Raw genomic sequence first — 22,739 nt, 5'->3', positions numbered from 1 at the left:
AACGGCAATTCTCTTTCAGACACTGCTATTCTTCCTGATGGCCAAATCGGGACGAACCGACGCAGGCGCGGTCGGCCTGTTCCAGTTCGAGCGTCGCATGCCCCACCCCGAAACGAACTTGCAGCGTCTGCCTGACACTGTCCCGTACCATTTCGGCATCTGCCCACGCGTTCGCATCGATGACCAGATGCGCCGTCAGCGCGGGCTGCCGTTCCTGCATGCTCCACAAATGCACGTGATGCACTTCGACCACCCCATCCGTTTCTTCGATCGCCGCGGCAACCTGCTCTGGCTCCAGGTCGGGCGGAGCGCCCAGCATCAGAACGCGGACCGTCTCGCCTATCTCTTCTTTGACATGCCACATGATGTAGACCGAGATCAGGATCGTCACCGCCGGGTCCACCCATGTCCAGCCGAACAGGATCACTGCGGTGCCCGCTACGATCACGGCGATTGATCCCAAGGCGTCCGCAACATTATGGATGAATGCGGCCCGGATATTCATGCTGTCCTTGGCCATGGTATACGTCAGAGCAGCGGTTATGAGATCGACCACCAATGCCAGCGCGGCGACCCAGACCACAAGCCATCCGTTGATCGGCTCGGGTTCAAAAAACCGCATGACGCCTTCGTAGAACAGATAGACCGACAACACGATCAACGTGGTGTAATTGACCAAGGCCGCAACGACTTCGGCCCGGCCATAGCCAAAGCTCATCCGTGGATCGGCCGGACGCCGTGCAATCTTGCGGGCAAACAACGCGATGATCAACGCAACAGCATCCGAAAAATTGTGCAGCGCATCGGCAATCAACGCCAGAGAACCCGAAATGATGCCCCCGATGACCTGAGCCAATGTCAGGAACATGTTCACCGCAATCGCCCAGGCGACGCGCGCATCGCCAGCGTCTGGATCAATGTGGTTGTGCTTGTGACCATGCCCGGTGTGGGGATGCTGGTGTGCCATATCGTTTCATGTCCCTTGTTACGGCTTCCCAGAGCATGTAATTTCTCTAGCCACTAGAGGTTCAAGAGGTCGCAACGAAAAAATGTACTCGATCGGGGACTTATCGCACCGAACCGGAGTGAAAATTCCCACAATCCGGTTCTACGAAGACAAAGGCCTGTTGCCCAAGCCAGAGCGAACCGCGGGCAATCAACGCCGGTATGACGATGCCGCTTTAAAACGGCTGATCTTCATTCGCCATTGCCGTGATCTGGGATTGCCACTGGCCGACGTCGTGGGCTTGCTGTCCCTTGAGGGCGCATCTGGCAGCGATCTTAACCGGGCGCACGAAATTGCCGAAAAGCAACTGGCCGACCTCCGGGATCGTATTGCCCGCCTGCAAAACCTCGAGGCGGAACTGACCCGAATTTCAGCGGCCTGCGACGGGCAACACGACCATGTCTGTGCCGTGCTGCACGCGTTTCAGGATCACGGCGAATGCATGGGGCCACATGGCGCCGAATGATCAGGCGAGTGCGGCGCTGATCTTTTTCGCGTGCTCTCCGATAAGCTCGAAATCCCCCATCTTGCCCGGCGGGCGCATGGAAACCCCTTCGTGGCGCGGCAGGACGTGAAAATGCAGGTGAAAGACTTCCTGCCCGCCTGCCGCCTCGTTGAATTGCTGAATCGTCACCCCGTCCGCGTCAAAGGCGGACTTGACCGCCCGGGCCATCTTCTGCACCGTTTTCACAACCGCCGTCAGTTGCTCGGGCGTAGCATCCAGTACGTTGCGGCACGGTGTTTTGGGGATCACCAACAGATGCCCGTCCGTGCGCGGCATGATATCCATGAAAGCCAGCGTTTCATCATCCTCGTACACGCGCGTGCACGGGATTTCTCCGCGCAGGATTTTCGCAAAGATATTGTCGGGGTCGTAATCAGCCATCTCAAACCTCTGGATTGCGGGTGTTGGCACAGTTCTGAGACGCGTGCGGGCAAGGGTCAAGGCGGAACTCTGCCAGCGCCCGTGCCGCATCGGCAGGCCGGGCTTGAATTCTCATCCGCCATGCCCAGATAAACCACGTTCAAGGCCGGAAAATCGTGCGGCACCCGCCTGCCCGCGACAATTAATCTTGATCCAGATCAAACTCGGCCATTGAAGGTGCCCTCGTCACATTCTAAAAACAGCAGGAATCCCGCGCGTTGGAGAGGTCCGACTGCGCGGTGCAGTTGCAACAGGAGGCACCTATAATGGCAGACGCAGCCATTCACGGTCACGACCATGAAGATCAGCGCAGCTTTTTCCAGCGCTGGTTCATGTCGACCAACCACAAGGACATCGGGATTCTGTACCTGGTCGTTTCGGCGCTGGCCGGTCTGATCTCGGTTCTGATGACCGTATACATGCGGCTCGAGCTGATGCACCCGGGCGTTCAGTACATGTGTCTGGAAGGCTTCATGGCCGACCCATGTACACCCAACGGGCATCTGTGGAACGTCATGATCACCTATCACGGTGTTCTGATGATGTTCTTCGTTGTCATCCCGGCCCTGTTCGGCGGATTTGGCAACTATTTCATGCCGTTGCAGATCGGCGCGCCGGATATGGCGTTTCCGCGGATGAACAACCTGTCCTTCTGGCTGTATGTCGCCGGCACCTCGCTGGGTGTCGCGTCGCTGCTGGCGCCTGGAGGCAACGACCAGGCCGGCTCGGGCGTGGGCTGGGTTCTGTATCCGCCGCTGTCGACGACCGAAGGCGGCATGTCCATGGATCTTGCGATCTTTGCCGTGCACGTATCGGGCGCCTCCTCGATCCTCGGCGCGATCAACATGATTACCACCTTCCTGAACATGCGTGCCCCGGGCATGACCCTGTTCAAGGTGCCGCTGTTCAGCTGGTCGATCTTCGTCACCTCGTGGCTGATTCTGCTGTCGCTGCCGGTTCTGGCGGGCGCGATCACCATGCTGCTGATGGACCGCAACTTCGGCTTCACCTTCTTTGATCCGGCCGGTGGCGGCGATCCGATCCTGTATCAGCACATCCTGTGGTTCTTCGGCCACCCCGAAGTGTACATCGTGATCCTGCCCGGATTCGGCATCATCAGCCATGTCATCGCCACCTTCTCGCGCAAGCCGATCTTCGGTTACCTGCCGATGGTCTGGGCGATCATCGCGATCGGCGTGCTGGGCTTTGTCGTATGGGCGCACCACATGTACACCGTCGGCATGTCGCTGCGTCAGCAGGCCTATTTCATGCTGGCAACGATGGTCATCGCGGTTCCGACGGGGGTCAAGGTGTTCTCGTGGATCGCCACCATGTGGGGCGGCTCGATCGAGTTCAAGACACCGATGCTGTTCGCCTTCGGCTTCCTGTTCCTGTTCACCGTCGGCGGTGTGACCGGTGTGGTTCTGTCGCAGGCCGGTGTCGACCGTGCCTATCACGACACCTACTACGTGGTTGCGCACTTCCACTATGTGATGTCGCTTGGTGCTGTTTTTGCGATCTTTGCAGGCGTATATTTCTACTTCAGCAAGATGACAGGTCGTCAGTATTCCGAGTTCTGGGGCAAGGTTCACTTCTGGATGTTCTTCATCGGCGCCAACCTGACCTTCTTCCCGCAGCACTTCCTGGGCCGCCAGGGCATGCCGCGTCGCTACATCGACTACCCCGAGGCATTTGCCCAGTGGAACTTTGTATCGTCGATTGGCGCGTTCATTTCGTTCGCCTCGTTCCTGCTGTTCTTCGGCATCGTGATCTACGCCCTGATGCGTGGCGCGAAAGAGACACGCCCGAACCCGTGGAACGAATACGCGGACACGCTGGAATGGACCCTGCCCTCGCCGCCGCCCGAGCACACGTTCGAGCAGCTGCCCAAGCAGGAAGACTGGGACAAAGGCCACGCCCACTGATCCCGATCTGATCCAAGGAAACCCCGCCCAAGTGGCGGGGTTTTTCGTTTTCACCTCTGCCGGTTCGCCAAGTGTACCAAAATCCGCTATGATGCCCCCACAGAACAGTCGGAGGATCGGCAATGCCGGAAATCGACTTTTGGTATTCAATCGGCAGCACTTACAGCTTCCTTACCGTGATGCGTCTGGACGACTGGTGCGCTGAACATGACGCCACCGTTAACTGGCGGCCCTTTAATGTGCGCACGGTCATGTCAGCCCAGCAGAATATCCCGTTCGCCGGAAAACCCGAAAAATCCGCATATATGTGGCGTGATATCGAACGGCGCTGTGCCAAGTATCACATCCACGCCAGCCTGCCCGCACCCTATCCGATTTCCGATCTTGCCCTGGCCAATCAGGTCGCTTTGCTTGGTATGACGGATGGGTGGGGCAAGTCATTTACCCAGAACCTATACCGCATCTGGTTCGAGGATGGCGTCGAGGCGGGCAGCGAAAGCGCCCTGTCCGAAGCTTTGCTACGGTGCCAGCAGGACCCTCGTCTGACACTGGCCCGCGCGCGCAGCCCGGATATCGTCACCGCGCTGGAAGCTGAAACAGACATCGCCGTGAAACTGGGTGTTTTCGGCGCCCCCAGCTTCGTGGTGAGGCAAGAGGTGTTCTGGGGCGACGACCGTTTGGATGACGCCTTGTCCTGGGCGCGTGTGGGCCACGTGGTCTGATCAAAATCCGTCGACATGAGGCGGCACTGCGATATGTTTCCGGTATGCCGTACAAATGGAATCAGACATCCGAAACCGAACAGGAACTGCGCCTCTGGCCGCATAACTCTCTGCCGCGACGTGGGGCAATGATTGCCATCCTGTCTGTATTTCTGTTCGGTTTGATCCCATTGTTGGCCGTGCTTGGGTCGGTCGTGTTGTGGGGCCTGTTACCGTTTCTGCTGTTGACGGTGCTTGGGCTTTGGCTGGGGATTCAGGCGAACTATCGCGCGCGCAGTGCGTTTGAGGTTTTCACCTTGTCCGGTTCACAAGCCCGCCTGGTGCATCACACCCCGGGCAAGGACCAACAGGAATGGTCGTGCAATCGCTATTGGGCACGACCTGAGATGTACGAAAAAGGTGGTCCGGTGCCACACTACGTCACGCTCGTCGGAGACGGGCGTGAGGTCGAAATCGGGGCGTTTTTGTCGGAAGACGAGCGTATCACGCTCTACGACGACCTGGCCAGAAAACTGCGCGATCCTGTCGCGCAGTAGGTGTCTCAGCAGTCGCCGTTTGATGCGGCGCAGAGTTGGTCCTTGACCATGGGTCCGACCTTGCCGAAGTCCATCTGTCCGGTATAGCGGGTCTTCAGCTCGCCCATGACCTTGCCCATGTCCCGAATGGAACCGGCACCGGTTGAAGTAATCGCGGCATGAATCGCCTTTGACACTTCATCATCATCCAGCTGCTTGGGCAGAAACTCTTCGATGACGGTGACTTCCTGCATCTCGCGCTCGGCCAGGTCCAGGCGTCCGCCCTCTTCATAGGCGCGCGCACTTTCCTTACGTTGCTTGGTCATTTTACCAAGTATTTCAAGCACCTCTGCATCACCGCAGCCCTTGACCTCTTCATTGTCCGAGGCGCGCGCGGCGATGTCGCGGTCCTTGATGGCCGCGTTGATCAACCGCAGTGTCGACAGACGCTCGGCTGCTTTGTCTTTCATTGCTTGCTTCAGGGCGGCATTCACCCGTGATCGCATGTCCATTTGGCTTGTCCATCCCCATGACAACGGAACCCCGAACATATCTAAACAAAAAGCGTGTTACAACCGGGGGCGACCAAGCTTAACCCATTGAAAAATAACAATAGCCCAAAAATTGAACAGACTTGACCCAAGCGCTTAACCCCCTTAGGTATGCGCCGGTTTACCTTGCAGGAGAGTCGCGCCATGGCCCAGAACGCCCCGTCCAAGCCCACCGCATGTCTGGCTTTGGCCGACGGAACGCTGTTTTACGGCATCGGTTTCGGAGCAACCGGACAGACCGTGGCTGAGCTCTGCTTCAACACAGCGATGTCCGGATATCAGGAAATCATGACCGATCCATCCTATGCCGGGCAGATCGTCACCTTTACCTTCCCCCATATCGGCAATGTTGGCGTGAACCCGGAAGACGACGAAACCGGTGATCCGGTCGCCGCTGGAATGGTCGTCAAATGGGATCCGACCGAGCCGTCAAACTGGCGCTCGGCCGAAGAACTCAAGGGCTGGCTTGCCCGCCGTGGACGCATCGCCATAGGCGGCGTTGATACCCGCCGTCTGACCCGCGCCATCCGCCAGCAGGGCGCGCCGCATGTGGCGCTGGCTCATGATCCCGAGGGCAATTTCGACATCGAAGCACTGGTTGCTGCGGCCCGCGGCTTTGCCGGGCTGGAAGGTATGGACTTGGCCAAGGAAGTCACCTGTGCCCAAAGCTACCGCTGGGATGAAATGCGCTGGGCCTGGCCGGAAGGATACAAGCGGCAAGAGGCCCCCGCCCACAAAGTCGTGGCTGTCGACTATGGTGCAAAGCGCAATATTCTGCGCTGTCTCGCCTCGGCTGGATGTGATGTAACCGTTTTGCCAGCGACGGCGACGGCTGCCGAAGTGCTGGCCCATCAGCCGGATGGCGTTTTCCTGTCGAACGGCCCCGGCGACCCGGCCGCAACGGGTGCCTATGCTGTGCCGATGATCAAGGAAATTCTGGATACAACCGATCTGCCCGTCTTTGGTATCTGCCTTGGCCACCAGATGCTGGCGCTGGCGTTGGGCGGTCAGACAGTCAAGATGAACCACGGCCACCACGGCGCGAACCACCCGGTCAAGGATCTGGAAACCGGCAAGGTCGAAATCACGTCGATGAATCACGGTTTCGCCGTGGACGCACAGTCTTTGCCGGAGGGCGTGGTCGAGACCCACAGATCACTGTTTGACGGCTCGAACTGCGGGATCCGCATGACTGACAGGCCTGTATACTCGGTACAATACCACCCCGAAGCGTCGCCCGGACCCCAGGACAGTTTTTACCTGTTCGAACGTTTCGCCGATGCGATGGAAAAGAAAAAAGAGCAGGCATAAACTCTTAAGTTACCAGAGTTAACGGCGCATTAACCTTGTTTGATCAACCCTGAGCGCAGGTAACTGTGCCAGGGTTTCTTTATGGTTGAACTTAACCTTCAGAATTTTACAACCGCCACCCCGATCCCCGCGCCCGGTTTTCGCAAACCGCTGGGCGCTTGCCTGCTGGAAACCGAGGTTATCACGCGCTCGCAACTGGACCATGCGTTGAGCTTGCAGACCAGGCAGAAAGCGCCGCTTGGCGAGATTCTGGTTGGCGAGGGGTATGCTACCAGGCAGGACGTTCTGAAGGCCCTATCGACGCAGTTCGGGTGGCAGATCGCGGACCTCGAACAAATTCCACCGATGCCCGGATTGTGCAACCTGAAGCCGGTAGATTTCTGGCTTGAGAACAATGTCATTCCTTGGATGCGCATCGGCCCTCTGGTTTTGGTCGCCACTGCCCGGCCCGATCGTTTTGCAACCGTGGCAGCCGAGATGCAGGATTGCGACTGTGCCATCCTGCCGGTTCTTGCGGATTCTCATCAGATCGACAGGGTCATTGCACAGCACTTCGCGCGGACGCTCGCAAAAGCGGCCGAAACCCGTGTGAACGCGGCACAAAGCTGCCGCAACTGGACCGCCGGGTCCCGGCTCGTATCATCAGCAACAACGCTGGGTGTGCTGTGTCTTTTCGCCCTGTTCCCTTCGTTTGGATTGATGGTTTTGTTGGGCGCGGCCGTAGGTAGTTTGGTTCTTTTTGCAGCCTTTCGGATAATGGGCGCCCTGGCCTGTCTCAGCGACCGCATGAAAAAGCCGACCCAGCCAACAGAGGCGGCGATCGCGCTGCGTCACCCCTGCGTGTCCATCATGGTGCCGTTGTACAAGGAGCGAGAAATCGCGAGTGCTCTGGTGCAACGGCTTCAAAGGCTGACCTATCCCAAAGCGCTGCTGGACGTCATTCTCGTGCTCGAGGCGACCGATGACGTGACGCGCGACGCCCTTGCGCGAGTGGCTCTGCCCAGTTGGATGCGTGTTGTTGAAGCCCCGGAACTGAACGGGTTGACCACCAAACCGCGCGCCATGAATTACGCGCTGGATTTTTGCCGTGGTGACATTGTTGGCGTTTGGGATGCCGAAGACGCACCACAGCCAGATCAGATTGAACGAGTGGTTGCGCATTTCACCCAAGCTTCGCCCGAGGTGGTTTGCCTGCAAGGTGTTTTGGACTACTACAACCCTCGCACGAACTGGCGGTCACGCTGTTTCACCATCGAATACAACGGCTGGTTTCGCGTGATCCTACCGGGCATCGCACGTATGGGGCTGGTCGTCCCGCTTGGGGGAACGACGTTCTTTTTCCGCCGCGAAAAGCTGTTGGAACTGGGCGGTTGGGACGCCCACAATGTCACCGAAGATGCCGATTTGGGCGTGCGGCTTTGCCGGGCGGGTTACCGGACCGAGATGGTGGACACCGCCACCTTCGAAGAGGCGAATTTCCGTGCCTGGCCGTGGGTGAAGCAACGCTCACGCTGGCTCAAGGGGTTCATGGTCACCTATCTTGTGCACATGCGGGACCCGCGGAAACTGTATGCAGATTTGGGTGCGGCCCAGTTTATCGGCCTACAGGCATTCTTTCTGGGCACTCTGGGTCAGTTTCTGCTGGCCCCTGTTCTATGGATTTTCTGGTTGTACGCCTTGGGCATGCCCAATCCGATGGAGCAGATCCTGCCGCAGCAGATCACGACGGCGCTGATCTGGCTGTTTCTGGCAACCGAGGCCCTGAACATATGCGTCGGGATCATCGCTGTATCCGCGCGTGAACGTCGGTTTTTGCTGCCGTGGGTCCCGACGATGTGTCTGTATTTCCCGCTGGGGGTGGTCGCCGGTTACAAAGCCCTGTGGGAACTGGCGACAAATCCGTTTTTTTGGGACAAAACCCAACACGGGCAGGCCAGCGAAGACGTTCCGCTGGCCTGACGTTCACTTGTCGCGACGACTGGCATCCTGTTTCAGACGTGTCATGAAGGCGATTGAAATATGTTCCTTCAACGCCTGCCCTGCGGCTTCTTCGTCTCGGGCCGCGATGGCCTCGACGATTCCCTTATGCTCACTTTGCGCAATCTCGCCACGACCCTGAACAGCCAGCGAAGTGGTCGCCATCAAAGCCATGGTCCGGTGAACCAGATCAAGCTGCTGAACCAGATAGCGATTGTGTGACGCCAGATGAATCTGTTCGTGAAACCGCCGGTTGGCGCGCGACAAAGCCGTTGGGTCATCGATCAACTTGTCGTCTTCGACGACCATATCCTGAAGAACCTTGATTTCTTCCTCAGTGGCGTGCTTTGCGGCAAGGCGCGCAGCCAGCCCTTCAAGTTCCCGGCGCACGATGTAAAGCTCGGCCATCTGGTTGTGATCCAGGGACGCGACGATCAACGACCGCCCGTCCCGTTCCAGCAAAGACTGGGTTTCCAACCGTTGCAACGCTTCGCGGATCGGGGTGCGTGACACTCCGAAACGCTCTGCCAGTTCGCTTTCCACCAACCGATCACCGGGTTTGTAGACACCCACATCGATGGCTTCCAGGATAAGGCTGTAGGCGTCCTTGGTCGGGGATCGGGTCTGGCTCATGGGATCGTTTGTCTCCTCGTTCGGACATGTCTAGCCGTGACAGGGGGCGGCGATCAAGTACAGCATTGAAAACCGACCGACTGCGCCCTAAACCCAAGCCATGGTCAAACCTTCGTTTAGTCATGTCACACAATGGGTGTTCGATCTGGACAACACCCTATACCCACCGCATATGCGGCTGTTCGATCAGATAGAAGTTCTGATGACGGATTATGTGGTGCAAGCCATCGGTGTTGACCGGGCCGAGGCCGACCGGCTGCGCGCGCATTACTGGCGGGAATACGGGACCACGCTGGCCGGGTTGATGGCCGAACATGATCTGGACCCCGACCCTTACCTGCACGCGGTACATCAGGTTGACATGAGCCACATGGACCCGGATGCGGAACTGGCCGATCACATCCGCGCCCTTCCCGGCCGGCGGATCGTCTACACCAACGGCAGCGCGCCCTATGCGGAACGGGTCCTCGAGGCACGCGGCCTGACAGGCCTGTTCGACGCGATATACGGTGTTGAACATGCAGGGTACCGACCAAAGCCCGAAAAAGCTGCGTTCGAAGCGATTTTTGAAAAAGACGGTCTTCAGACAGAAACGGCGGCCATGTTCGAAGATGAACCACGCAATCTCGCGGCCCCGCACGAGATGGGAATGCGTACGGTTCATGTTTCCCCCGACCCGCATGAAGCCGATCACATCCACCATCACACGGACGATCTGACCGCGTTTCTGTCGCGCCTGCGATAGGCTGTCACACTGCGACGATCTGCACGTTCTGCACGCGCTTCCACACCCCTATATGCGCGGCAGCGACGAACAGATGGAGACCCCGATGAGCGCGATTGACATGCCGCTGCGCCTACCGATTTGGCAGCGCCTTTTCTTTGCAATTCCCGTCTTTGGATGGCTGGCGCGCGACGCGGTCAACGCCAAGGCAGAAGACTTGTATTACACCGCCGCTGCGATTTTCAGCATGTGGGGCTGTTCCATCATGTTGTTCGGCCTTCCCGGCCTCTACATCCCTGCCCTTATGATGGTGCCGCTGATGTTTCTGATCCTCATCCTGATTTCACGGGGCTGAAATACGGGACAGGATGTCACTTGGCACTTGGGGCAGATCCGAACTAGGTTCTGCCCAGAATGATGAGAGGCGCCATGTCCGACAGCTGTGACATCCTGATTTCCGGTGGCGGGATCGCCGGTCTGACCGCTGCGGCGGTATTCGGAACAGCAGGTTTTGAAGTGATCTGCGTTGATCCGAGCCCTCCGATCACCGAGCGGGACGTGGACGGGTCGGACCTGCGTACAACGGCTTTCTTGCAGCCTGCGCGTGGCCTGCTGGAACAATGCGGTCTGTGGGCAAGACTGGATGCACAGGCAGCCCCGTTGCAAGTCATGCGGATCGTTGACGCCGGGGGCGACTTGCCCGAGCCACGCGTCGTTCGCGACTTCAACGCGGCCGACATCTCCGAACAACCTTTCGGCTGGAACCTGCCCAACTGGCTGTTGCGCCGTGAAATGGTGGCACGACTGGCCGAGTTGCCAAATGTCGATTTCCGCCCCGGCACCGCGACCACCAGCCTGTTCACCCGAACCGCCGAGGCCCGCGTGGGCCTGAGCGATGGCCGCCGCGTTCGGTGCAGACTTGTGATTGCTGCCGATGGTCGCAATTCGCCAATGCGCGAAGCGGCCGGCATCGAGGTGCACACAACTCGATATGGGCAAAAGGCGCTGGCATTTGCGGTGACGCACCCCATTCCACACGAGAATGTCTCGACTGAGATTCACAGATCCGGGGGGCCGTTCACGCTGGTGCCTCTGCCGGACTGGAACGGGCAGCCCTCGTCCGCTATCGTCTGGATGGAGCGCGGCCCGAAGGCCGTTGAACTTCTGAACCTGGAACCCGAGGCATTCGAGGCCGCCATGACCTCTCGGTCCTGCGGTTTGTTCGGCCCGCTGAAATTGGCATCCCGCAGAACGATCTGGCCGATCATCAGCCAATCGGCGGAACGGTTGGCGGGTGAACGCATTGCGCTGATGGCCGAGGCGGCGCATGTGGTGCCTCCCATCGGGGCACAGGGATTGAACATGTCTCTGGGCGACCTGCGTTGCCTGCTGGATTTGGCACAGGCCCGGCCCGAAGGTCTGGGAGACGAACAGATGCTGGGTGCCTATCACAAGGCCCGTCACACCGAGGTCCAGATGCGCGTCAAGGGCATTGATCTGCTAAACCGTGCCTCGATGATCAAGACGCGGCCGCTGCGGGATGCACGGGCGATGGGGCTGAGCGCGCTCTATTCCCTGCCCCCCGTGCGCAAGACTTTGATGCAGATGGGCCTCGGCGTTCGCTAAGGCCCGGTCCGCTTAAAGAACCTGATCCAGCACCCGTTTCAAACGCGCGATGGTGCCGTCCACGTCGTACAGCTTGTCGAGCCCGAACAGACCCAACCGAAACGTGCTGAACCCTTCGGGCTCATCACATTGCAACGGAACACCCGCGGCAATCTGCATGCCAAGTGCCGCAAATTTCTTGCCGTTCTGGATTTCCGGATCCGAGGTATAGCTGACCACAACTCCGGGCGCGCCGAAACCGTCGGCCGCAACCGAAACAACACCCTTGTCCTTCAGCATCGACCGCACACCGTCACCCAGCGCCCATTGCGCCGCACGCAACTTTTCGAACCCGTATTCACGAGTCTCTGCCATGGTGTCGCGGAAGGCCAGCAACGCATCGGTCGGCATCGTGGCGTGGTAGGCGTGGCCGCCGTTTTCATAGGCTTGCATGATCTGCCGCCATTTCTTCAGATCAAGGGCGAAACTGTCGGAACTGGTCTGCTCCAGACGTGCCTCTCCGCGTTCAGACAACATGACCAGACCGGCACATGGCGAGGCGCTCCACCCTTTCTGCGGCGCCGAGATCAGAACATCGACACCGGTGGCTTTCATGTCCACCCAGGCGCAACCCGACGCAATGCAATCCAACACCATCAGCGCACCCACTTCATGCGCCGCGCTTGCCAGCGCGGTCACATAATCATCCGGCAGAATGACCCCCGCCGACGTTTCGACATGCGGAGCAAAAACAACACCGGGCTTTTGTTCGCGAATCGCGGCGACGACCTCTTCGAGTGGAGCAGGCGCAAAAGGCGATGGGCTGGAATTGCCAGTCTCGCGCGCCTTCATGACCGTGGTCGAGTTTGTCAGAGAACCGCTTTCAATGATCTGGCTCCACCGGTACGAAAACCAACCATTGCGAACCACAAGCACATCTGCGCCGCGCGCAAACTGTCGGGCGACCGCTTCCATGGCATAGGTTCCACCACCGGGAATAACGGCAACGCCATCCGCGTTGTACACGCCCTTCAACATATCCGAAATGTCGCACATCACCTGCTGAAACTTTTGCGACATATGGTTCAGCGAGCGGTCGGTAAATACGACCGAGAATTCTTCGAGCCCGTCCGGGTCAACGGTTTCCAGCAAGCCTGGCATGGCGCATCCTCTCCAAAGCGTTTTCGAAGTCTTGTCCGCTTTGTCAGTGCGGGTAAAGCCCTTTCGCTGCAAAAATTGACCCAACGTAAAGCTTAACAAACACTTAATTTTTTTCACTTAGTTTCCTGAAAACAGAAAAATGACGCCAACCAGTGTCACTTCCCCTTTACACTTCTACTTGCTTCTGAACAGATGCGCACACTTTATACTTGAAGGGATAGATTCACCCGTGACGATACAAAAGCGGATCAGCTTCCAGTTCGTTCGAGACGAAGTAAAACGACGCATTGAAAGCCGTGTCTGGCCACAAGGATCGCTTTTGCCGACGGAGACCCAGCTGGCAGAGGAGTTCAATTGCGCCCGGGCCACTGTGAACAGAGCCTTGAGAGAACTGGCCGACCAGGGCTTTGTCGAGCGCAAACGCAAGAGCGGGACACGTGTCAAGAAAGAGCCCAGCAAACACGCCAAACTTGAATTGTCACTGGCGCGGCAAGTGGTCGAAAACCAGAATGCAAACTATCGCTATGCGCTTGTTGAAAGGAATGTGGTCACGAGCCCAGGATGGCTTTCCTCGCAGATCAACGTGGCACCGGACGCGCGTGTTCTACATGTAATTTGTATGCACTATGCAGATAATCGGCCCTTCCAGATGGAAGAACGATGGATCAACATCGAGGCCGTACCTGACGTGGAGGACGCGGACCTGTTCGAACAGGGGCCACATGAATGGCTGTTGACGGCCGCACCTTTCACCGATGCCGAGGTCGCTTTCTGTGCCATTTCCGCAGATGCGCGACTGGCAGAATTCATGGGCACCACGGCGGGAACATCCATGATTCAAATGGAGCGCACCACCTGGAAAGAAGACAGGCCGCTTACCTTTGCGCGCATGACGCATCGTCCGGGCTATTGCATCCGCACGAAATACTGACTCTGTTCAGCCGATGGGACCGGGCAGACGTTCTTCGCTCAGCAGAACGTTGGCCTCGACGTCGCCTGCACCCGGAAGAGTCATGATCCGACGCCGCAATACACGCTCAAAATCGGCCAAGTCCCGGGCTACGACACGCAGTCGATAATCATACAACCCCAGCACGTGTTCGACTGTCTGCACCTCGGGCACGGCACTGACAGCGCGCTCAAAATCTTCAAGACTGACTTGGCCCTTGCGCCCCAGCTTGATGCCCAGAAAGACTGTGACACCGAACCCCAGCGCCTCGGCATTCAGACGCAGCCGACGGCCCTTGATTATTCCTGCCTCTTCCAGCCGACGAATGCGGCGCCACGTGGCGGGTTGGGACAACCCGAACCGGCGCCCCAATGCTCCGGCACTTTGCGTGGCATCCTGTTGCAGCGCGCGAAGAAGACGGCGATCAATCTCATCCAGTTCGATCATACCGGCAGTACCTCGTCCCGCTTGACCCGCGCGATGTGCATAAGGGCCTCGATATCGGCAATATGAGGCAGGGTCAGAATCCGGTCGCGATAAAGCTGCTGATAATGCTTCATATCTCTTGCAATGACGGAAAGACGAACATCGACACGACCCAGAAAGGTCTGGATTTCGATTACCTCTGCCACGTCACGCGCCGCCTGCGTGAAATCGTCGAAAGCTCGGGCCTGCGTCTTGTCGAGCGTGATCCGAAGCGAAACTTCGACAGCATATCCCATCGCGGCCCAGTCTATCACGACCTCCTGCCCTTCGATGATCCCTGCGGTCTGCATCTTTTCGATTCGCCGCCAGCAGACGCCCGCGCTGATCCGGCAAAGATCGGCCAGTTCCGCTGTTGTCAGGCTCGGGTCTGCTTGAAAGTGGCGCAGAATGCGCCGATCAATATCATCAAGCATGATTTTTTCACTTTCTCTAATTATTACGAATTATTCTTCATCTTTTTTGCAAATACTCAAGCCCAACCCTATCGCCATTGCGCGAACAGGCAGATACAACCGCCGCAATCAAACCAGAAAGGACCGGCGAAATGCGCGTCTATTACGATCGCGATTGCGATATCAACCTGATCAAAGACAAGAAAGTGGCTATCCTGGGCTATGGCTCGCAAGGTCACGCCCACGCGCTGAACCTGCGCGATTCAGGCGCAAAGAACCTGGTCATCGCCCTGCGCGAAGGCTCGCCCTCGGCCAAGAAAGCCGAAGCGGAAGGTCTGCAAGTGATGGGCATCGCCGAAGCGGCTGCCTGGTGTGACGTGATCATGTTCACCATGCCCGACGAGCTTCAGGCCGAGACCTACAAAAAATATGTCCACGACAACATCAAGCCGGGCGCGGCTATCGCCTTTGCCCACGGCCTGAACGTCCATTTCGGCCTGATCGAGCCGAAAGAAGGCGTCGACGTCATCATGATGGCCCCCAAGGGCCCCGGCCACACCGTGCGCGGCGAATACACCAAAGGCGGCGGCGTGCCCTGCCTGGTCGCTGTCCACAACGATGCAACCGGCAAGGCGCTGGAAATCGGCCTGTCCTACTGCTCGGCCATCGGTGGCGGGCGCTCGGGCATCATCGAAACCAACTTCCGTGAAGAATGTGAAACCGACCTGTTCGGCGAACAGGCCGTTCTGTGCGGTGGTCTGGTCGAACTGATCCGCTGCGGCTTTGAAACTCTGGTCGAAGCCGGTTACGCCCCTGAAATGGCGTATTTCGAGTGCCTGCACGAAGTGAAGCTGATCGTTGACCTGATCTATGAAGGCGGCATCGCCAACATGGATTATTCGATCTCGAACACCGCCGAATACGGCCAGTACGTCACCGGGCCGCGTATCCTGAAATACGACGAAACCAAAGCGCGCATGAAAGCGGTTCTGGACGACATCCAGCAGGGTAAATTCGTTCGTGACTTCATGCTGGAAAACGCCGTTGGCCAGCCGACCATCAAAGCGGCGCGCCGTGCCAATGACGAGCATATGATCGAAGAAACCGGCGCCAAGCTGCGCGGCATGATGCCGTGGATTTCGGCCGGGAAGATGGTTGACAAAGAAAAGAACTAAGTAGGGCGGAAGCCTTTCACAGGGCGGCCCGCGTGGCCGCCTTTTTCGTTTGAACAAAGGTCCGGCAAGGCACATAAACAGCCGGTCAGGTTAAATTTTTTGGCGCACCCGCGCGTTCCGACAGGACAATCAATGGTTCTACAGCCGACAAGACAGGACTGGAGCGGCGTCTTCACGCTGGGCCTGATCTGGGGCGCGACCTTCATGGTCGTTGCCATGGCGCTTGAAGGGTATGGCCCAATCACCGTTGCCACCTCACGAACCACGCTGGGCGCTGTTACCCTGTTGCTGATGATGAGGGCGACCGGTCGCAAGCTGCCGGTTCTGACGCCGGCGCTGAGTGTTTCGATTGTCCTTATTGGCGTGCTGTCCACTGCCGTGCCATTCATGTTGCTGAGCTGGGGGCAGCAATTTGTGCCATCTGCCTTTGCGGGGCTGTCCATGGCTGCTATCCCGCTGATGGTGCTGCCGCTTGCGCATTTCTTCTCGGATGAACCACTGAACCTGCGCCGATTTATGGGGGTGTGCCTTGGCTTTTCCGGGGCCCTGGTTTTGATCGGACCCGGCCTTGCACAATTGGGCCAGGGGGCAGAACCCGTCGCACAACTGGCCTGCATCACGGCAGCGTTGTGTTATGCAAGTTCATCCGTGCTGACGCGACGCTGTCCGCCGGTTGACCCTTTGGTACTGGCTGCTCTGACGCTGGTTGTCGGGGCTGTGCTTCTTCTGCCCATAATGCTGGTCACCGAGGGGCTGCCGACCTGGCAAGGCCCCCGCCCGACAATCGCCCTGATCGTTCTGGGATTGCTGCCAACCGCGTTTGCCACCCTTTTGCGCGTTTCGATCACCCGCAGCGCCGGGTCGGTTTTCCTGACATTGGTGAATTACCAGGTGCCGATCTGGTCGATGGTGTTCGGCGCATGGATCCTGTCCGAGGCCCTGCCCCTGCGCTTTTACATCGCTTTGGCGCTGATCCTGACCGGCATGGCCATCAGCCAGTGGTTCAGCCTGCGAAAGGTATTGTTCGGGCACTAGCTTGTGGCGGCTTCGACCTCTGCCACGATGCTGTCGACAACTTGGGTCAGCAACCCATCGTCTTCGCATTCAGCCATCACGCGGATCAGAGGCTCGGTCCCGGATTTGCGGATCAACAAACGGCCCTGCCCGTTCAGCCGCGCCTCGGCATCGGCGATGGCCGCCTGAACACTTTGAACCTCCAACGGTGTTTGATCGCTGGAATAGCGCACATTCTTCAGCAACTGCGGAACGGTTTCGAACTGCTTGGACAGATCAGATGCCTTGCGCCCCGACAAAACCATTTCCGCCAGGAAATGCAGCCCAGCCATCAACCCATCACCGGTTGTGGCATAATCGCTCATCACGATATGGCCGGACTGTTCCCCACCAAGGTTGAACCCACCTTCACGCATCCGTTCGACCACGTAGCGATCACCGACGGCCGTTCGCTCCAGACGCAAACCCTGCGCTGTCAGATGGCGTTCCAAGCCCAGGTTGGACATGACGGTCGCGACCAGGGCGTCGCCTTTCAACTGGCCCGATTTCTTCCATGCCGTCGCCAGCAAAGCCATAAGCTGATCGCCGTCAGCCACCTGGCCGGTTTCGTCGACCACAACCACCCTGTCCGCGTCGCCGTCCAGACAAATGCCCACGTCGGCGCCATGCGCGACAACGGTTTCTGCGGCCAGTTGCGGCTTGGTCGATCCGCAGTTGAGATTGATATTCTTGCCGTTGGGCGCGATTCCCACGGGGATCACTTCTGCGCCCAGCTCCCACAGAACTTCTGGCGCGGTGCGGTGGGCTGCGCCGTTCGCACAATCGATCACCACCTTCAAACCATCCAGACTGACGTTCCGCGGCAACGACGACTTCACACGTTCGCCATAGCGAAACCGTGCGTCATCAACCCGGCGCGCCCGGCCGATATTCTGCGCCTGGGCGGGTCTGACGCCTTCGTCGATCAGCCTTTCGATCTCGACCTCGGCCTGATCGGACAGTTTATAGCCGTCCGGCCCAAAGAACTTGATTCCGTTGTCTTCGGCAGGGTTGTGGCTGGCCGAGATCATGACGCCCAGATCAGCCCTCATGGACCGCGTCATAAGGCCAACGGCGGGCGTCGGAACGGGCCCCAGCAGCAGCACGTTCATTCCAGTGGATGTCAAACCGGCCGTCAGCGCGTTTTCCAGCATATAGCCGGACAAACGCGTATCCTTGCCGATGACAACCCGGTGCACCCCTGTCGCGTCGCGTCGGAAATACCGCCCGACAGCGGCCCCGATGCGCAACGCCATCTCTGCCGTCATCGGATGCGTGTTGGCGGTGCCCCGCACCCCGTCGGTTCCGAACAGCTTGCGCATAGGTGTTACTCCGTGATTTGCCGTGCGACCGGATTACCGGACAGCAGCCCATAGGCGCAAGGCCTGAGAGGTCTCGGCCACGTCATGAACGCGGATGATCTGCACGCCCTGAGACAATCCGGCCAGAGCCACCGCGATTGATCCCGGCGCGCGGGCAGTCTTGCAAGGCTCTTTTCCGATGGCGCCAATAAAGCCCTTGCGCGACACGCCCAACAGGATCGGGCAACCCAAGCCTTGGAACAGGCTGAGATTTCGCAGAAGGATCAGGTTGTGATCCTCGGTCTTCCCAAACCCGATCCCGGGATCCACAACGACCTGATCGCGGCTCAGGCCAAGACGTTCCAGCAACGCAATCTGGCCTTCGAGAAAATCGTAAACATCCAGCAATACATTGTCGTATTGCGGATTGCTCTGCATCGTCGCCGGATCACCCTGCATGTGCATGACACAGACAGGCACTCTCTGCGCGGCACAGAACGGTGCCAATGCCGGATCGAAGGTGAAGCCCGAGACATCGTTGACCAACCCTGCCCCGGCCGCGCAGGCAGCCTTGGCGACATCGACCTTTCGTGTATCGACGGAAATCAAAGCGCCTGTTTCCGACCGGATCGCTTCGATCAACGGGCGGGTTCGCGCGATCTCTTCCCCGGCCGGGACAAAATCCGCCCCCGGACGGGTGGACTCTCCGCCGATATCCAGAATCGTGGCACCATGCGCCACCATATTCACCGCAGCCACGCGAGCAGCATCTACCGAGCTGTGAACACCGCCATCCGAGAAACTGTCCGGCGTGGCATTCAGAATCCCCATGATATGAGGCACCTGCATATCAAGGCCCGCCACGTCAGCCCGCGGTTGAATCAAACGGCTCAGGTAATCTGACGGAACGTCCGAGGCCGCGACGATTTCGGGTTCTGACCCGCGCCGCAGGGCCTCGGCATGAGTGAACCAAAGGGGTTGGCCCGCCAGCGGCACAGCGCCTGCCGGACGGGTCGCTCCATGCTGAACCAGTGGTCTGAAATAGGTTCTCACAGCTGGGCCTGATCCACCGCAACAGCGCGCAAGGGCGTTTTGGGTTCCGTCGGCAATGCGCCGCCGATCACCATCATTTCGCTCGCTTCAAAGGTCGCCGCGAACCATGCAGCCAGCGCCACGGCATCCGACGGGGCGGCAGACGGGCCGTCAACGGCGTCCAATACGATCTTGGATGGGGCCCAGACACAGATCTGGCCGTTCTTCATCGCCCAATCCAATTCGGTCCGCGTTGAGACCACCACACAGCGATGGTCCCGTGCCGCCAGAACCCAGGCATTCTGTTCAATTGCCAACAGGTCAATTCGGCGTTGCGTCATCGCATGACCCGTTTGCGGAGCGGCCAGTTCGGACGCCCCGACACACAGGATCAGCGGGCGCTGACGGTTCTCCAACTGATCGATCCAACCCTTCAGGTTTTCCGAGGCGATGGCGTCATTCGACAGGAAGACAAGGCGGGGATGCGGGCGTTCTTCTTCGGCCACCTCATGATGGACCGAGTCTTTTCCACGCACGATCTCAACCCCCAACGCACCCGGGCCTCGATCCAGTTTTTCGATGCGAACAAAGACCCTTACAGCCTGAGGTTCAAGCAATATGCGTTCCGCAACGCGTTCGGCCAATGTCTCAAGCAGGTTCAGGCGCTCGGCCGCCAGCTCATAGGCGATGGATTCCGTTACGCGGTCATATGACAGGATTCGGTCCACATCATCATCAATCGGGTCTGTCAGAGGCCGGACTTCGACCACGATGTTGAAACAGATCCGCTGGGTTGTTCCCCGCTCGGCCTGGAAGGCACCGATTTCGACTTCGACGATATGGTCGCGCAAAGAGATACGATCCAACGGCCCCCGAGGAGACGTCGCTTCGGACCGTTCGGACGGGTGTGCGAATGCCAAGCGGATTTCAGAACTCATGGGTCAGGCCTTTTCGGGCTCGTTGCATAGTTTGCCTACTATAGGCGTCGCGAGGGCCTATAGCATTCAAACAAGCGCCATTCCAACCGCCGAATGCGGCGTCACGAGACCCGAAACCAGCTCATCATCCCGGAAGCAGCATGCCCAAGCATATGACAATGCAGCAACCAGTTCCCGGGATTGTCCGCGATCAATGCGATTTGGCGAGTCTGTCCCCGCCCGACCAGAACGGTATCACGCCAGGGGCCCAGAGAGCCATCGTCCATGATCAGCCGGAAGTGATGCCCGTGCAGATGCATTGCGTGCGGAAATGCGGTTTCATTTACGAACTCGATCCTGTGCAAACTGCCGACGGCCGCATCCAGAAACGGATCTTCGGGGCGCTCGGCGTAACCGTTCAGCGCCCAGAATTTGCCCAACTGCGCCAGTTCGCGGCCTGACAGTTCCGTTCCACCCAGCCGGCCGCTTTCCAGCCACCGCATTGCGCCACCTTGCAGAACCATCTGGTGCGCTCTGGCACGTTGAAAATTCCCGATCTCAGGCAGAGGGTTAGGCGGCAATGCTGACACGCCCTGCCTGTGCGCCCCGGCAGCGTTTCCACCAACCTCGAACCGCGCCAGCCCAAAGGAACCATCTCTTTCGACGCTGACCAGGCTTGCCGTTTCGCCCTCGGTGACGACATCCACAATCAGATCCGCACGCTGTGCAGGTGCCAGCGGGAAAGAGCCCGACAGCCGCAGCGGTGTGTCCAAGGGCATTCCATCCAAGGCGACGATCCATCCTGAAAGACCATCAAGATCCAGGTCAAATATCCGGGCATTTGAGGCGTTGACCAATCGCAGTCGCAGTCGCTCGTTTCTGCGTACCGCAAACGCGGGATCGAATGATCCGTTGACGGTCAGGATGTTCCCAATCCGACCTGCATGGCTCAGATCATGGCCATTGTCGAAATCATCCGTGATCTGGGCGGTTTCCGGATCAAGCCGCCAGTCGTCCAGCATCAGCACCAAATCCTGATCCACATCGGGGGCCACGGTTTCTTCGACGATCAGCGGCCCATAAAGCCCGCGCGCAACCTGTTCAATCGACTGGTTATGCGCATGGTACCAATAGGTCCCTGCATCGGGAACGACGAAGGAGTAATCAAAGCTTGCGCCCGCTTCCACCGCGTCCTGCGTCAGGCCGGGCACGCCGTCCATGGCGTTTTCGATGCGAATGCCGTGCCAATGGACCGACGTGGCTTGCGGGAGCTGGTTCATCAGGGTGCGCTGGATGCGGTCGCCCTGCCTGACGCGCAGTTCAACGCCGGGAACAGACCCGTCATATGTCCAGACTGCCGTTTCAGGATAACTTGCTGGCGCGATCGGGTATTTGGCTACACGCGCATTAAGCGGTGCAAAACCCGCGCTGGCCACACGCGGCATCAGAAATGCTGCGGCGGCGGATTGCAAAAGATGTCTGCGGTTCAAAATCATTGCGGGCCTCCTGGCCCGCAATATAGGATGCAACCTGCCCCACGCCAGCAAGCTTCCAGCGCGGGTGCGTCAATCAGTTGCTCGCTGTCCGATAGTTGTGGCGGTAGAAAATGTGCACGCCGATTTTCGCCGTCTGTTTATAGACCCGCGACCAGGACGGGCGAACCGATGTCGTGTGATAGTGCGTCGCCCCTTCGGTCAACTCATCCGCCACACCATCAATGGCTGCCCGCGCGACTTTTGCCACACGCTCATACGCCGTTTTCTCGTGGATGACCTCTTTGCGGCCATCACAGGTGTATGTAAATTGGCACTGGTATTTCTTGCCGGTCCCCTGATGGATCACCCCGCACAGGGAATCCGGGAAACGGCTGCTTTTGACCCGGTTCAGGATCACCTCGGCAACCGCGAACTGGCCGCGCACGCTTTCGCCGCGCGCCTCGAAATACAGGGCTTCGGACAGGCATTTCCAGTTTTCACCACCGGAGGCCTTTGGTTGCTGGTCAAGCCAGTCTTTGGAGAAGGACACTTCGACAGGTTCAGCCGCCTTGCGGGGCTGGAACAGCTTGAAATAGTCCCGGAAGCTTTGCGCCGGCAGCTCACTGCGGGCGACAAGTTCTTTCTTTGCAGTATCAATTGCTTCCCTCTCGGCGAAGGACGCACTCGGCAGCACGGTTGCCGCCATTGTAGCAACAGCCATTATGTAACGTAGCATCAGATAACCTCGCACAGGCACATCACGCGCCATACCCTCCCCCGGCGGGCGCGACGAGGCATCTAACGCAATCCTGCGCAAAGGTCCAGTATCCTAAAAAAAGCAAGTGGAAAATTGCCCGTGGCGAAAATAATTTTCGCCTACGAATGACCGAATAACCTACTATTC

24 protein-coding genes are annotated in these 22,739 nt (G+C 58.6%); 12 read left to right on the top strand and 12 right to left on the bottom strand.

The window, feature by feature from the left end:
* Positions 1–25: 25 nt before the first annotated feature.
* The gene (locus ACR3E6_RS11665) at positions 26–967 is read right to left on the bottom strand and encodes a cation diffusion facilitator family transporter (RefSeq protein ID WP_480487233.1); all 942 of its coding nucleotides are present in this window, start codon (positions 965–967) and stop codon (positions 26–28) included.
* Positions 968–1,049: 82 nt separating this feature from the next.
* On the opposite strand from ACR3E6_RS11665, the gene ACR3E6_RS11660 reads away from it, so the two are divergent.
* Entirely contained in the window at positions 1,050–1,472 is a 423-nt protein-coding gene (locus ACR3E6_RS11660) for a MerR family transcriptional regulator (protein ID WP_425078056.1), read from the top strand.
* Here ACR3E6_RS11660 and ACR3E6_RS11655 read toward each other — a convergent pair whose 3' ends face one another.
* Positions 1,473–1,892 (bottom strand): HIT family protein, encoded by a 420-nt coding sequence (locus tag ACR3E6_RS11655; RefSeq protein ID WP_480487231.1) that lies wholly within the window; start codon positions 1,890–1,892, stop codon positions 1,473–1,475.
* Between the two features lie 305 nt (positions 1,893–2,197).
* Here ACR3E6_RS11655 and ctaD point away from each other — a divergent pair, with 305 nt between their 5' ends.
* The 3 genes from ctaD (at position 2,198) to ACR3E6_RS11640 (ending at position 5,114) form a co-directional block, all read left to right on the top strand.
* Positions 2,198–3,856: a cytochrome c oxidase subunit I gene (ctaD, locus tag ACR3E6_RS11650; protein WP_257600497.1), complete on the top strand. Its 1,659-nt coding sequence runs from the start codon at positions 2,198–2,200 to the stop codon at positions 3,854–3,856.
* A gap of 122 nt (positions 3,857–3,978) precedes the next feature.
* On the top strand, positions 3,979–4,578 hold the full coding sequence (locus tag ACR3E6_RS11645) for a 2-hydroxychromene-2-carboxylate isomerase (RefSeq protein ID WP_171723474.1): 600 nt from the start codon (positions 3,979–3,981) through the stop codon (positions 4,576–4,578).
* Between the two features lie 44 nt (positions 4,579–4,622).
* The gene (locus ACR3E6_RS11640; RefSeq protein WP_171633245.1) at positions 4,623–5,114 is read left to right on the top strand and encodes a DUF2244 domain-containing protein; all 492 of its coding nucleotides are present in this window, start codon (positions 4,623–4,625) and stop codon (positions 5,112–5,114) included.
* Positions 5,115–5,119: 5 nt separating this feature from the next.
* On the opposite strand, the gene ACR3E6_RS11635 is transcribed toward ACR3E6_RS11640, so the two are convergent.
* Positions 5,120–5,605 carry a GatB/YqeY domain-containing protein gene (locus tag ACR3E6_RS11635; RefSeq protein WP_171633249.1) on the bottom strand — a complete coding sequence of 162 codons (486 nt, stop codon included), beginning with the start codon at positions 5,603–5,605 and terminating at the stop codon, positions 5,120–5,122.
* Between the two features lie 183 nt (positions 5,606–5,788).
* Here ACR3E6_RS11635 and carA point away from each other — a divergent pair, with 183 nt between their 5' ends.
* Both carA and ACR3E6_RS11625 read left to right on the top strand, forming a co-directional pair.
* The gene (carA, locus tag ACR3E6_RS11630) at positions 5,789–6,955 is read left to right on the top strand and encodes a glutamine-hydrolyzing carbamoyl-phosphate synthase small subunit (RefSeq protein ID WP_171633252.1); all 1,167 of its coding nucleotides are present in this window, start codon (positions 5,789–5,791) and stop codon (positions 6,953–6,955) included.
* Positions 6,956–7,036: 81 nt separating this feature from the next.
* Positions 7,037–8,914 (top strand): glycosyltransferase, encoded by a 1,878-nt coding sequence (locus ACR3E6_RS11625; protein WP_171723476.1) that lies wholly within the window; start codon positions 7,037–7,039, stop codon positions 8,912–8,914.
* Between the two features lie 3 nt (positions 8,915–8,917).
* Here the strand turns inward: ACR3E6_RS11625 and ACR3E6_RS11620 are convergent, their stop codons facing one another.
* Positions 8,918–9,565: a GntR family transcriptional regulator gene (locus ACR3E6_RS11620; RefSeq protein ID WP_171633258.1), complete on the bottom strand. Its 648-nt coding sequence runs from the start codon at positions 9,563–9,565 to the stop codon at positions 8,918–8,920.
* A 100-nt stretch (positions 9,566–9,665) separates the two neighbouring features.
* On the opposite strand from ACR3E6_RS11620, the gene ACR3E6_RS11615 reads away from it, so the two are divergent.
* From ACR3E6_RS11615 to ACR3E6_RS11605, 3 genes are all read left to right on the top strand, one after another.
* On the top strand, positions 9,666–10,310 hold the full coding sequence (locus ACR3E6_RS11615) for a pyrimidine 5'-nucleotidase (RefSeq protein WP_171723477.1): 645 nt from the start codon (positions 9,666–9,668) through the stop codon (positions 10,308–10,310).
* Positions 10,311–10,395: 85 nt separating this feature from the next.
* Positions 10,396–10,644: a hypothetical protein gene (locus tag ACR3E6_RS11610; protein ID WP_171228521.1), complete on the top strand. Its 249-nt coding sequence runs from the start codon at positions 10,396–10,398 to the stop codon at positions 10,642–10,644.
* A 74-nt stretch (positions 10,645–10,718) separates the two neighbouring features.
* On the top strand, positions 10,719–11,915 hold the full coding sequence (locus ACR3E6_RS11605) for a UbiH/UbiF family hydroxylase (protein ID WP_480487227.1): 1,197 nt from the start codon (positions 10,719–10,721) through the stop codon (positions 11,913–11,915).
* A 12-nt stretch (positions 11,916–11,927) separates the two neighbouring features.
* Here the strand turns inward: ACR3E6_RS11605 and ACR3E6_RS11600 are convergent, their stop codons facing one another.
* Positions 11,928–13,055 (bottom strand): aminotransferase class V-fold PLP-dependent enzyme, encoded by a 1,128-nt coding sequence (locus ACR3E6_RS11600; protein ID WP_210092192.1) that lies wholly within the window; start codon positions 13,053–13,055, stop codon positions 11,928–11,930.
* Between the two features lie 229 nt (positions 13,056–13,284).
* Here ACR3E6_RS11600 and ACR3E6_RS11595 point away from each other — a divergent pair, with 229 nt between their 5' ends.
* Positions 13,285–13,986 (top strand): GntR family transcriptional regulator, encoded by a 702-nt coding sequence (locus ACR3E6_RS11595; RefSeq protein WP_480487225.1) that lies wholly within the window; start codon positions 13,285–13,287, stop codon positions 13,984–13,986.
* A 6-nt stretch (positions 13,987–13,992) separates the two neighbouring features.
* Here the strand turns inward: ACR3E6_RS11595 and ACR3E6_RS11590 are convergent, their stop codons facing one another.
* Together ACR3E6_RS11590 and ACR3E6_RS11585 are read right to left on the bottom strand one after the other, a co-directional pair.
* A complete protein-coding gene (locus tag ACR3E6_RS11590; protein WP_152457626.1) occupies positions 13,993–14,451 on the bottom strand; it encodes an Lrp/AsnC family transcriptional regulator in 459 nt (152 codons plus the stop codon).
* Complete coding sequence (locus tag ACR3E6_RS11585; RefSeq protein WP_480487223.1) at positions 14,448–14,903, bottom strand: Lrp/AsnC family transcriptional regulator; 456 nt, start codon at positions 14,901–14,903, stop codon at positions 14,448–14,450. Before ACR3E6_RS11585 ends, ACR3E6_RS11590 begins: the two co-directional genes overlap by 4 nt.
* A gap of 131 nt (positions 14,904–15,034) precedes the next feature.
* On the opposite strand from ACR3E6_RS11585, the gene ilvC reads away from it, so the two are divergent.
* Both ilvC and ACR3E6_RS11575 read left to right on the top strand, forming a co-directional pair.
* Complete coding sequence (gene ilvC / locus ACR3E6_RS11580) at positions 15,035–16,057, top strand: ketol-acid reductoisomerase (RefSeq protein ID WP_171633271.1); 1,023 nt, start codon at positions 15,035–15,037, stop codon at positions 16,055–16,057.
* Positions 16,058–16,189: 132 nt separating this feature from the next.
* Positions 16,190–17,092, top strand: a complete 903-nt coding sequence (locus tag ACR3E6_RS11575; RefSeq protein WP_209833415.1) for a DMT family transporter — start codon at positions 16,190–16,192, stop codon at positions 17,090–17,092.
* Here the strand turns inward: ACR3E6_RS11575 and glmM are convergent.
* From glmM to ACR3E6_RS11550, 5 genes are all read right to left on the bottom strand, one after another.
* Positions 17,089–18,432: a phosphoglucosamine mutase gene (gene glmM, locus ACR3E6_RS11570; protein WP_171228515.1), complete on the bottom strand. Its 1,344-nt coding sequence runs from the start codon at positions 18,430–18,432 to the stop codon at positions 17,089–17,091. The two genes, ACR3E6_RS11575 and glmM, sit on opposite strands and share 4 nt — an antisense overlap.
* A gap of 33 nt (positions 18,433–18,465) precedes the next feature.
* Positions 18,466–19,464, bottom strand: coding sequence for a dihydropteroate synthase (gene folP / locus ACR3E6_RS11565; RefSeq protein WP_480487221.1), 999 nt, complete (start codon positions 19,462–19,464; stop codon positions 18,466–18,468).
* Positions 19,461–20,381: a dihydroneopterin aldolase gene (locus ACR3E6_RS11560; RefSeq protein WP_170346604.1), complete on the bottom strand. Its 921-nt coding sequence runs from the start codon at positions 20,379–20,381 to the stop codon at positions 19,461–19,463. Before ACR3E6_RS11560 ends, folP begins: the two co-directional genes overlap by 4 nt.
* Before the next feature lie 101 nt (positions 20,382–20,482).
* Positions 20,483–21,856: a multicopper oxidase family protein gene (locus tag ACR3E6_RS11555; protein WP_480487219.1), complete on the bottom strand. Its 1,374-nt coding sequence runs from the start codon at positions 21,854–21,856 to the stop codon at positions 20,483–20,485.
* Positions 21,857–21,929: 73 nt separating this feature from the next.
* Positions 21,930–22,571, bottom strand: coding sequence for a cell wall hydrolase (locus tag ACR3E6_RS11550; RefSeq protein ID WP_171723483.1), 642 nt, complete (start codon positions 22,569–22,571; stop codon positions 21,930–21,932).
* Positions 22,572–22,739 lie beyond the last annotated feature (168 nt).

Source organism: Ruegeria sp. AL3, assembly GCF_056536065.1.
Note: the sequence above shows the minus strand (reverse complement) of the source record. Positions and strands in the feature narration are given on the sequence as shown.

Bases quoted from the DNA above. Each gene is read 5' to 3' on its own strand.
- ACR3E6_RS11665 (WP_480487233.1), bottom strand. From the start codon at position 967: ATGGCACACCAGCATCCCCACACCGGGCATGGTCACAAGCACAACCAC.
- ACR3E6_RS11660 (WP_425078056.1), top strand. From the start codon at position 1,050: ATGTACTCGATCGGGGACTTATCGCACCGAACCGGAGTGAAAATTCCC.
- ACR3E6_RS11655 (WP_480487231.1), bottom strand. From the start codon at position 1,892: ATGGCTGATTACGACCCCGACAATATCTTTGCGAAAATCCTGCGCGGA.
- ctaD (WP_257600497.1), top strand. From the start codon at position 2,198: ATGGCAGACGCAGCCATTCACGGTCACGACCATGAAGATCAGCGCAGC.
- ACR3E6_RS11645 (WP_171723474.1), top strand. From the start codon at position 3,979: ATGCCGGAAATCGACTTTTGGTATTCAATCGGCAGCACTTACAGCTTC.
- ACR3E6_RS11640 (WP_171633245.1), top strand. From the start codon at position 4,623: ATGCCGTACAAATGGAATCAGACATCCGAAACCGAACAGGAACTGCGC.
- ACR3E6_RS11635 (WP_171633249.1), bottom strand. From the start codon at position 5,605: ATGGACATGCGATCACGGGTGAATGCCGCCCTGAAGCAAGCAATGAAA.
- carA (WP_171633252.1), top strand. From the start codon at position 5,789: ATGGCCCAGAACGCCCCGTCCAAGCCCACCGCATGTCTGGCTTTGGCC.
- ACR3E6_RS11625 (WP_171723476.1), top strand. From the start codon at position 7,037: ATGGTTGAACTTAACCTTCAGAATTTTACAACCGCCACCCCGATCCCC.
- ACR3E6_RS11620 (WP_171633258.1), bottom strand. From the start codon at position 9,565: ATGAGCCAGACCCGATCCCCGACCAAGGACGCCTACAGCCTTATCCTG.
- ACR3E6_RS11615 (WP_171723477.1), top strand. From the start codon at position 9,666: ATGGTCAAACCTTCGTTTAGTCATGTCACACAATGGGTGTTCGATCTG.
- ACR3E6_RS11610 (WP_171228521.1), top strand. From the start codon at position 10,396: ATGAGCGCGATTGACATGCCGCTGCGCCTACCGATTTGGCAGCGCCTT.
- ACR3E6_RS11605 (WP_480487227.1), top strand. From the start codon at position 10,719: ATGTCCGACAGCTGTGACATCCTGATTTCCGGTGGCGGGATCGCCGGT.
- ACR3E6_RS11600 (WP_210092192.1), bottom strand. From the start codon at position 13,055: ATGCCAGGCTTGCTGGAAACCGTTGACCCGGACGGGCTCGAAGAATTC.
- ACR3E6_RS11590 (WP_152457626.1), bottom strand. From the start codon at position 14,451: ATGATCGAACTGGATGAGATTGATCGCCGTCTTCTTCGCGCGCTGCAA.
- ACR3E6_RS11585 (WP_480487223.1), bottom strand. From the start codon at position 14,903: ATGCTTGATGATATTGATCGGCGCATTCTGCGCCACTTTCAAGCAGAC.
- ilvC (WP_171633271.1), top strand. From the start codon at position 15,035: ATGCGCGTCTATTACGATCGCGATTGCGATATCAACCTGATCAAAGAC.
- ACR3E6_RS11575 (WP_209833415.1), top strand. From the start codon at position 16,190: ATGGTTCTACAGCCGACAAGACAGGACTGGAGCGGCGTCTTCACGCTG.
- glmM (WP_171228515.1), bottom strand. From the start codon at position 18,432: ATGCGCAAGCTGTTCGGAACCGACGGGGTGCGGGGCACCGCCAACACG.
- ACR3E6_RS11560 (WP_170346604.1), bottom strand. From the start codon at position 20,381: ATGAGTTCTGAAATCCGCTTGGCATTCGCACACCCGTCCGAACGGTCC.
- ACR3E6_RS11555 (WP_480487219.1), bottom strand. From the start codon at position 21,856: ATGATTTTGAACCGCAGACATCTTTTGCAATCCGCCGCCGCAGCATTT.
- ACR3E6_RS11550 (WP_171723483.1), bottom strand. From the start codon at position 22,571: ATGCTACGTTACATAATGGCTGTTGCTACAATGGCGGCAACCGTGCTG.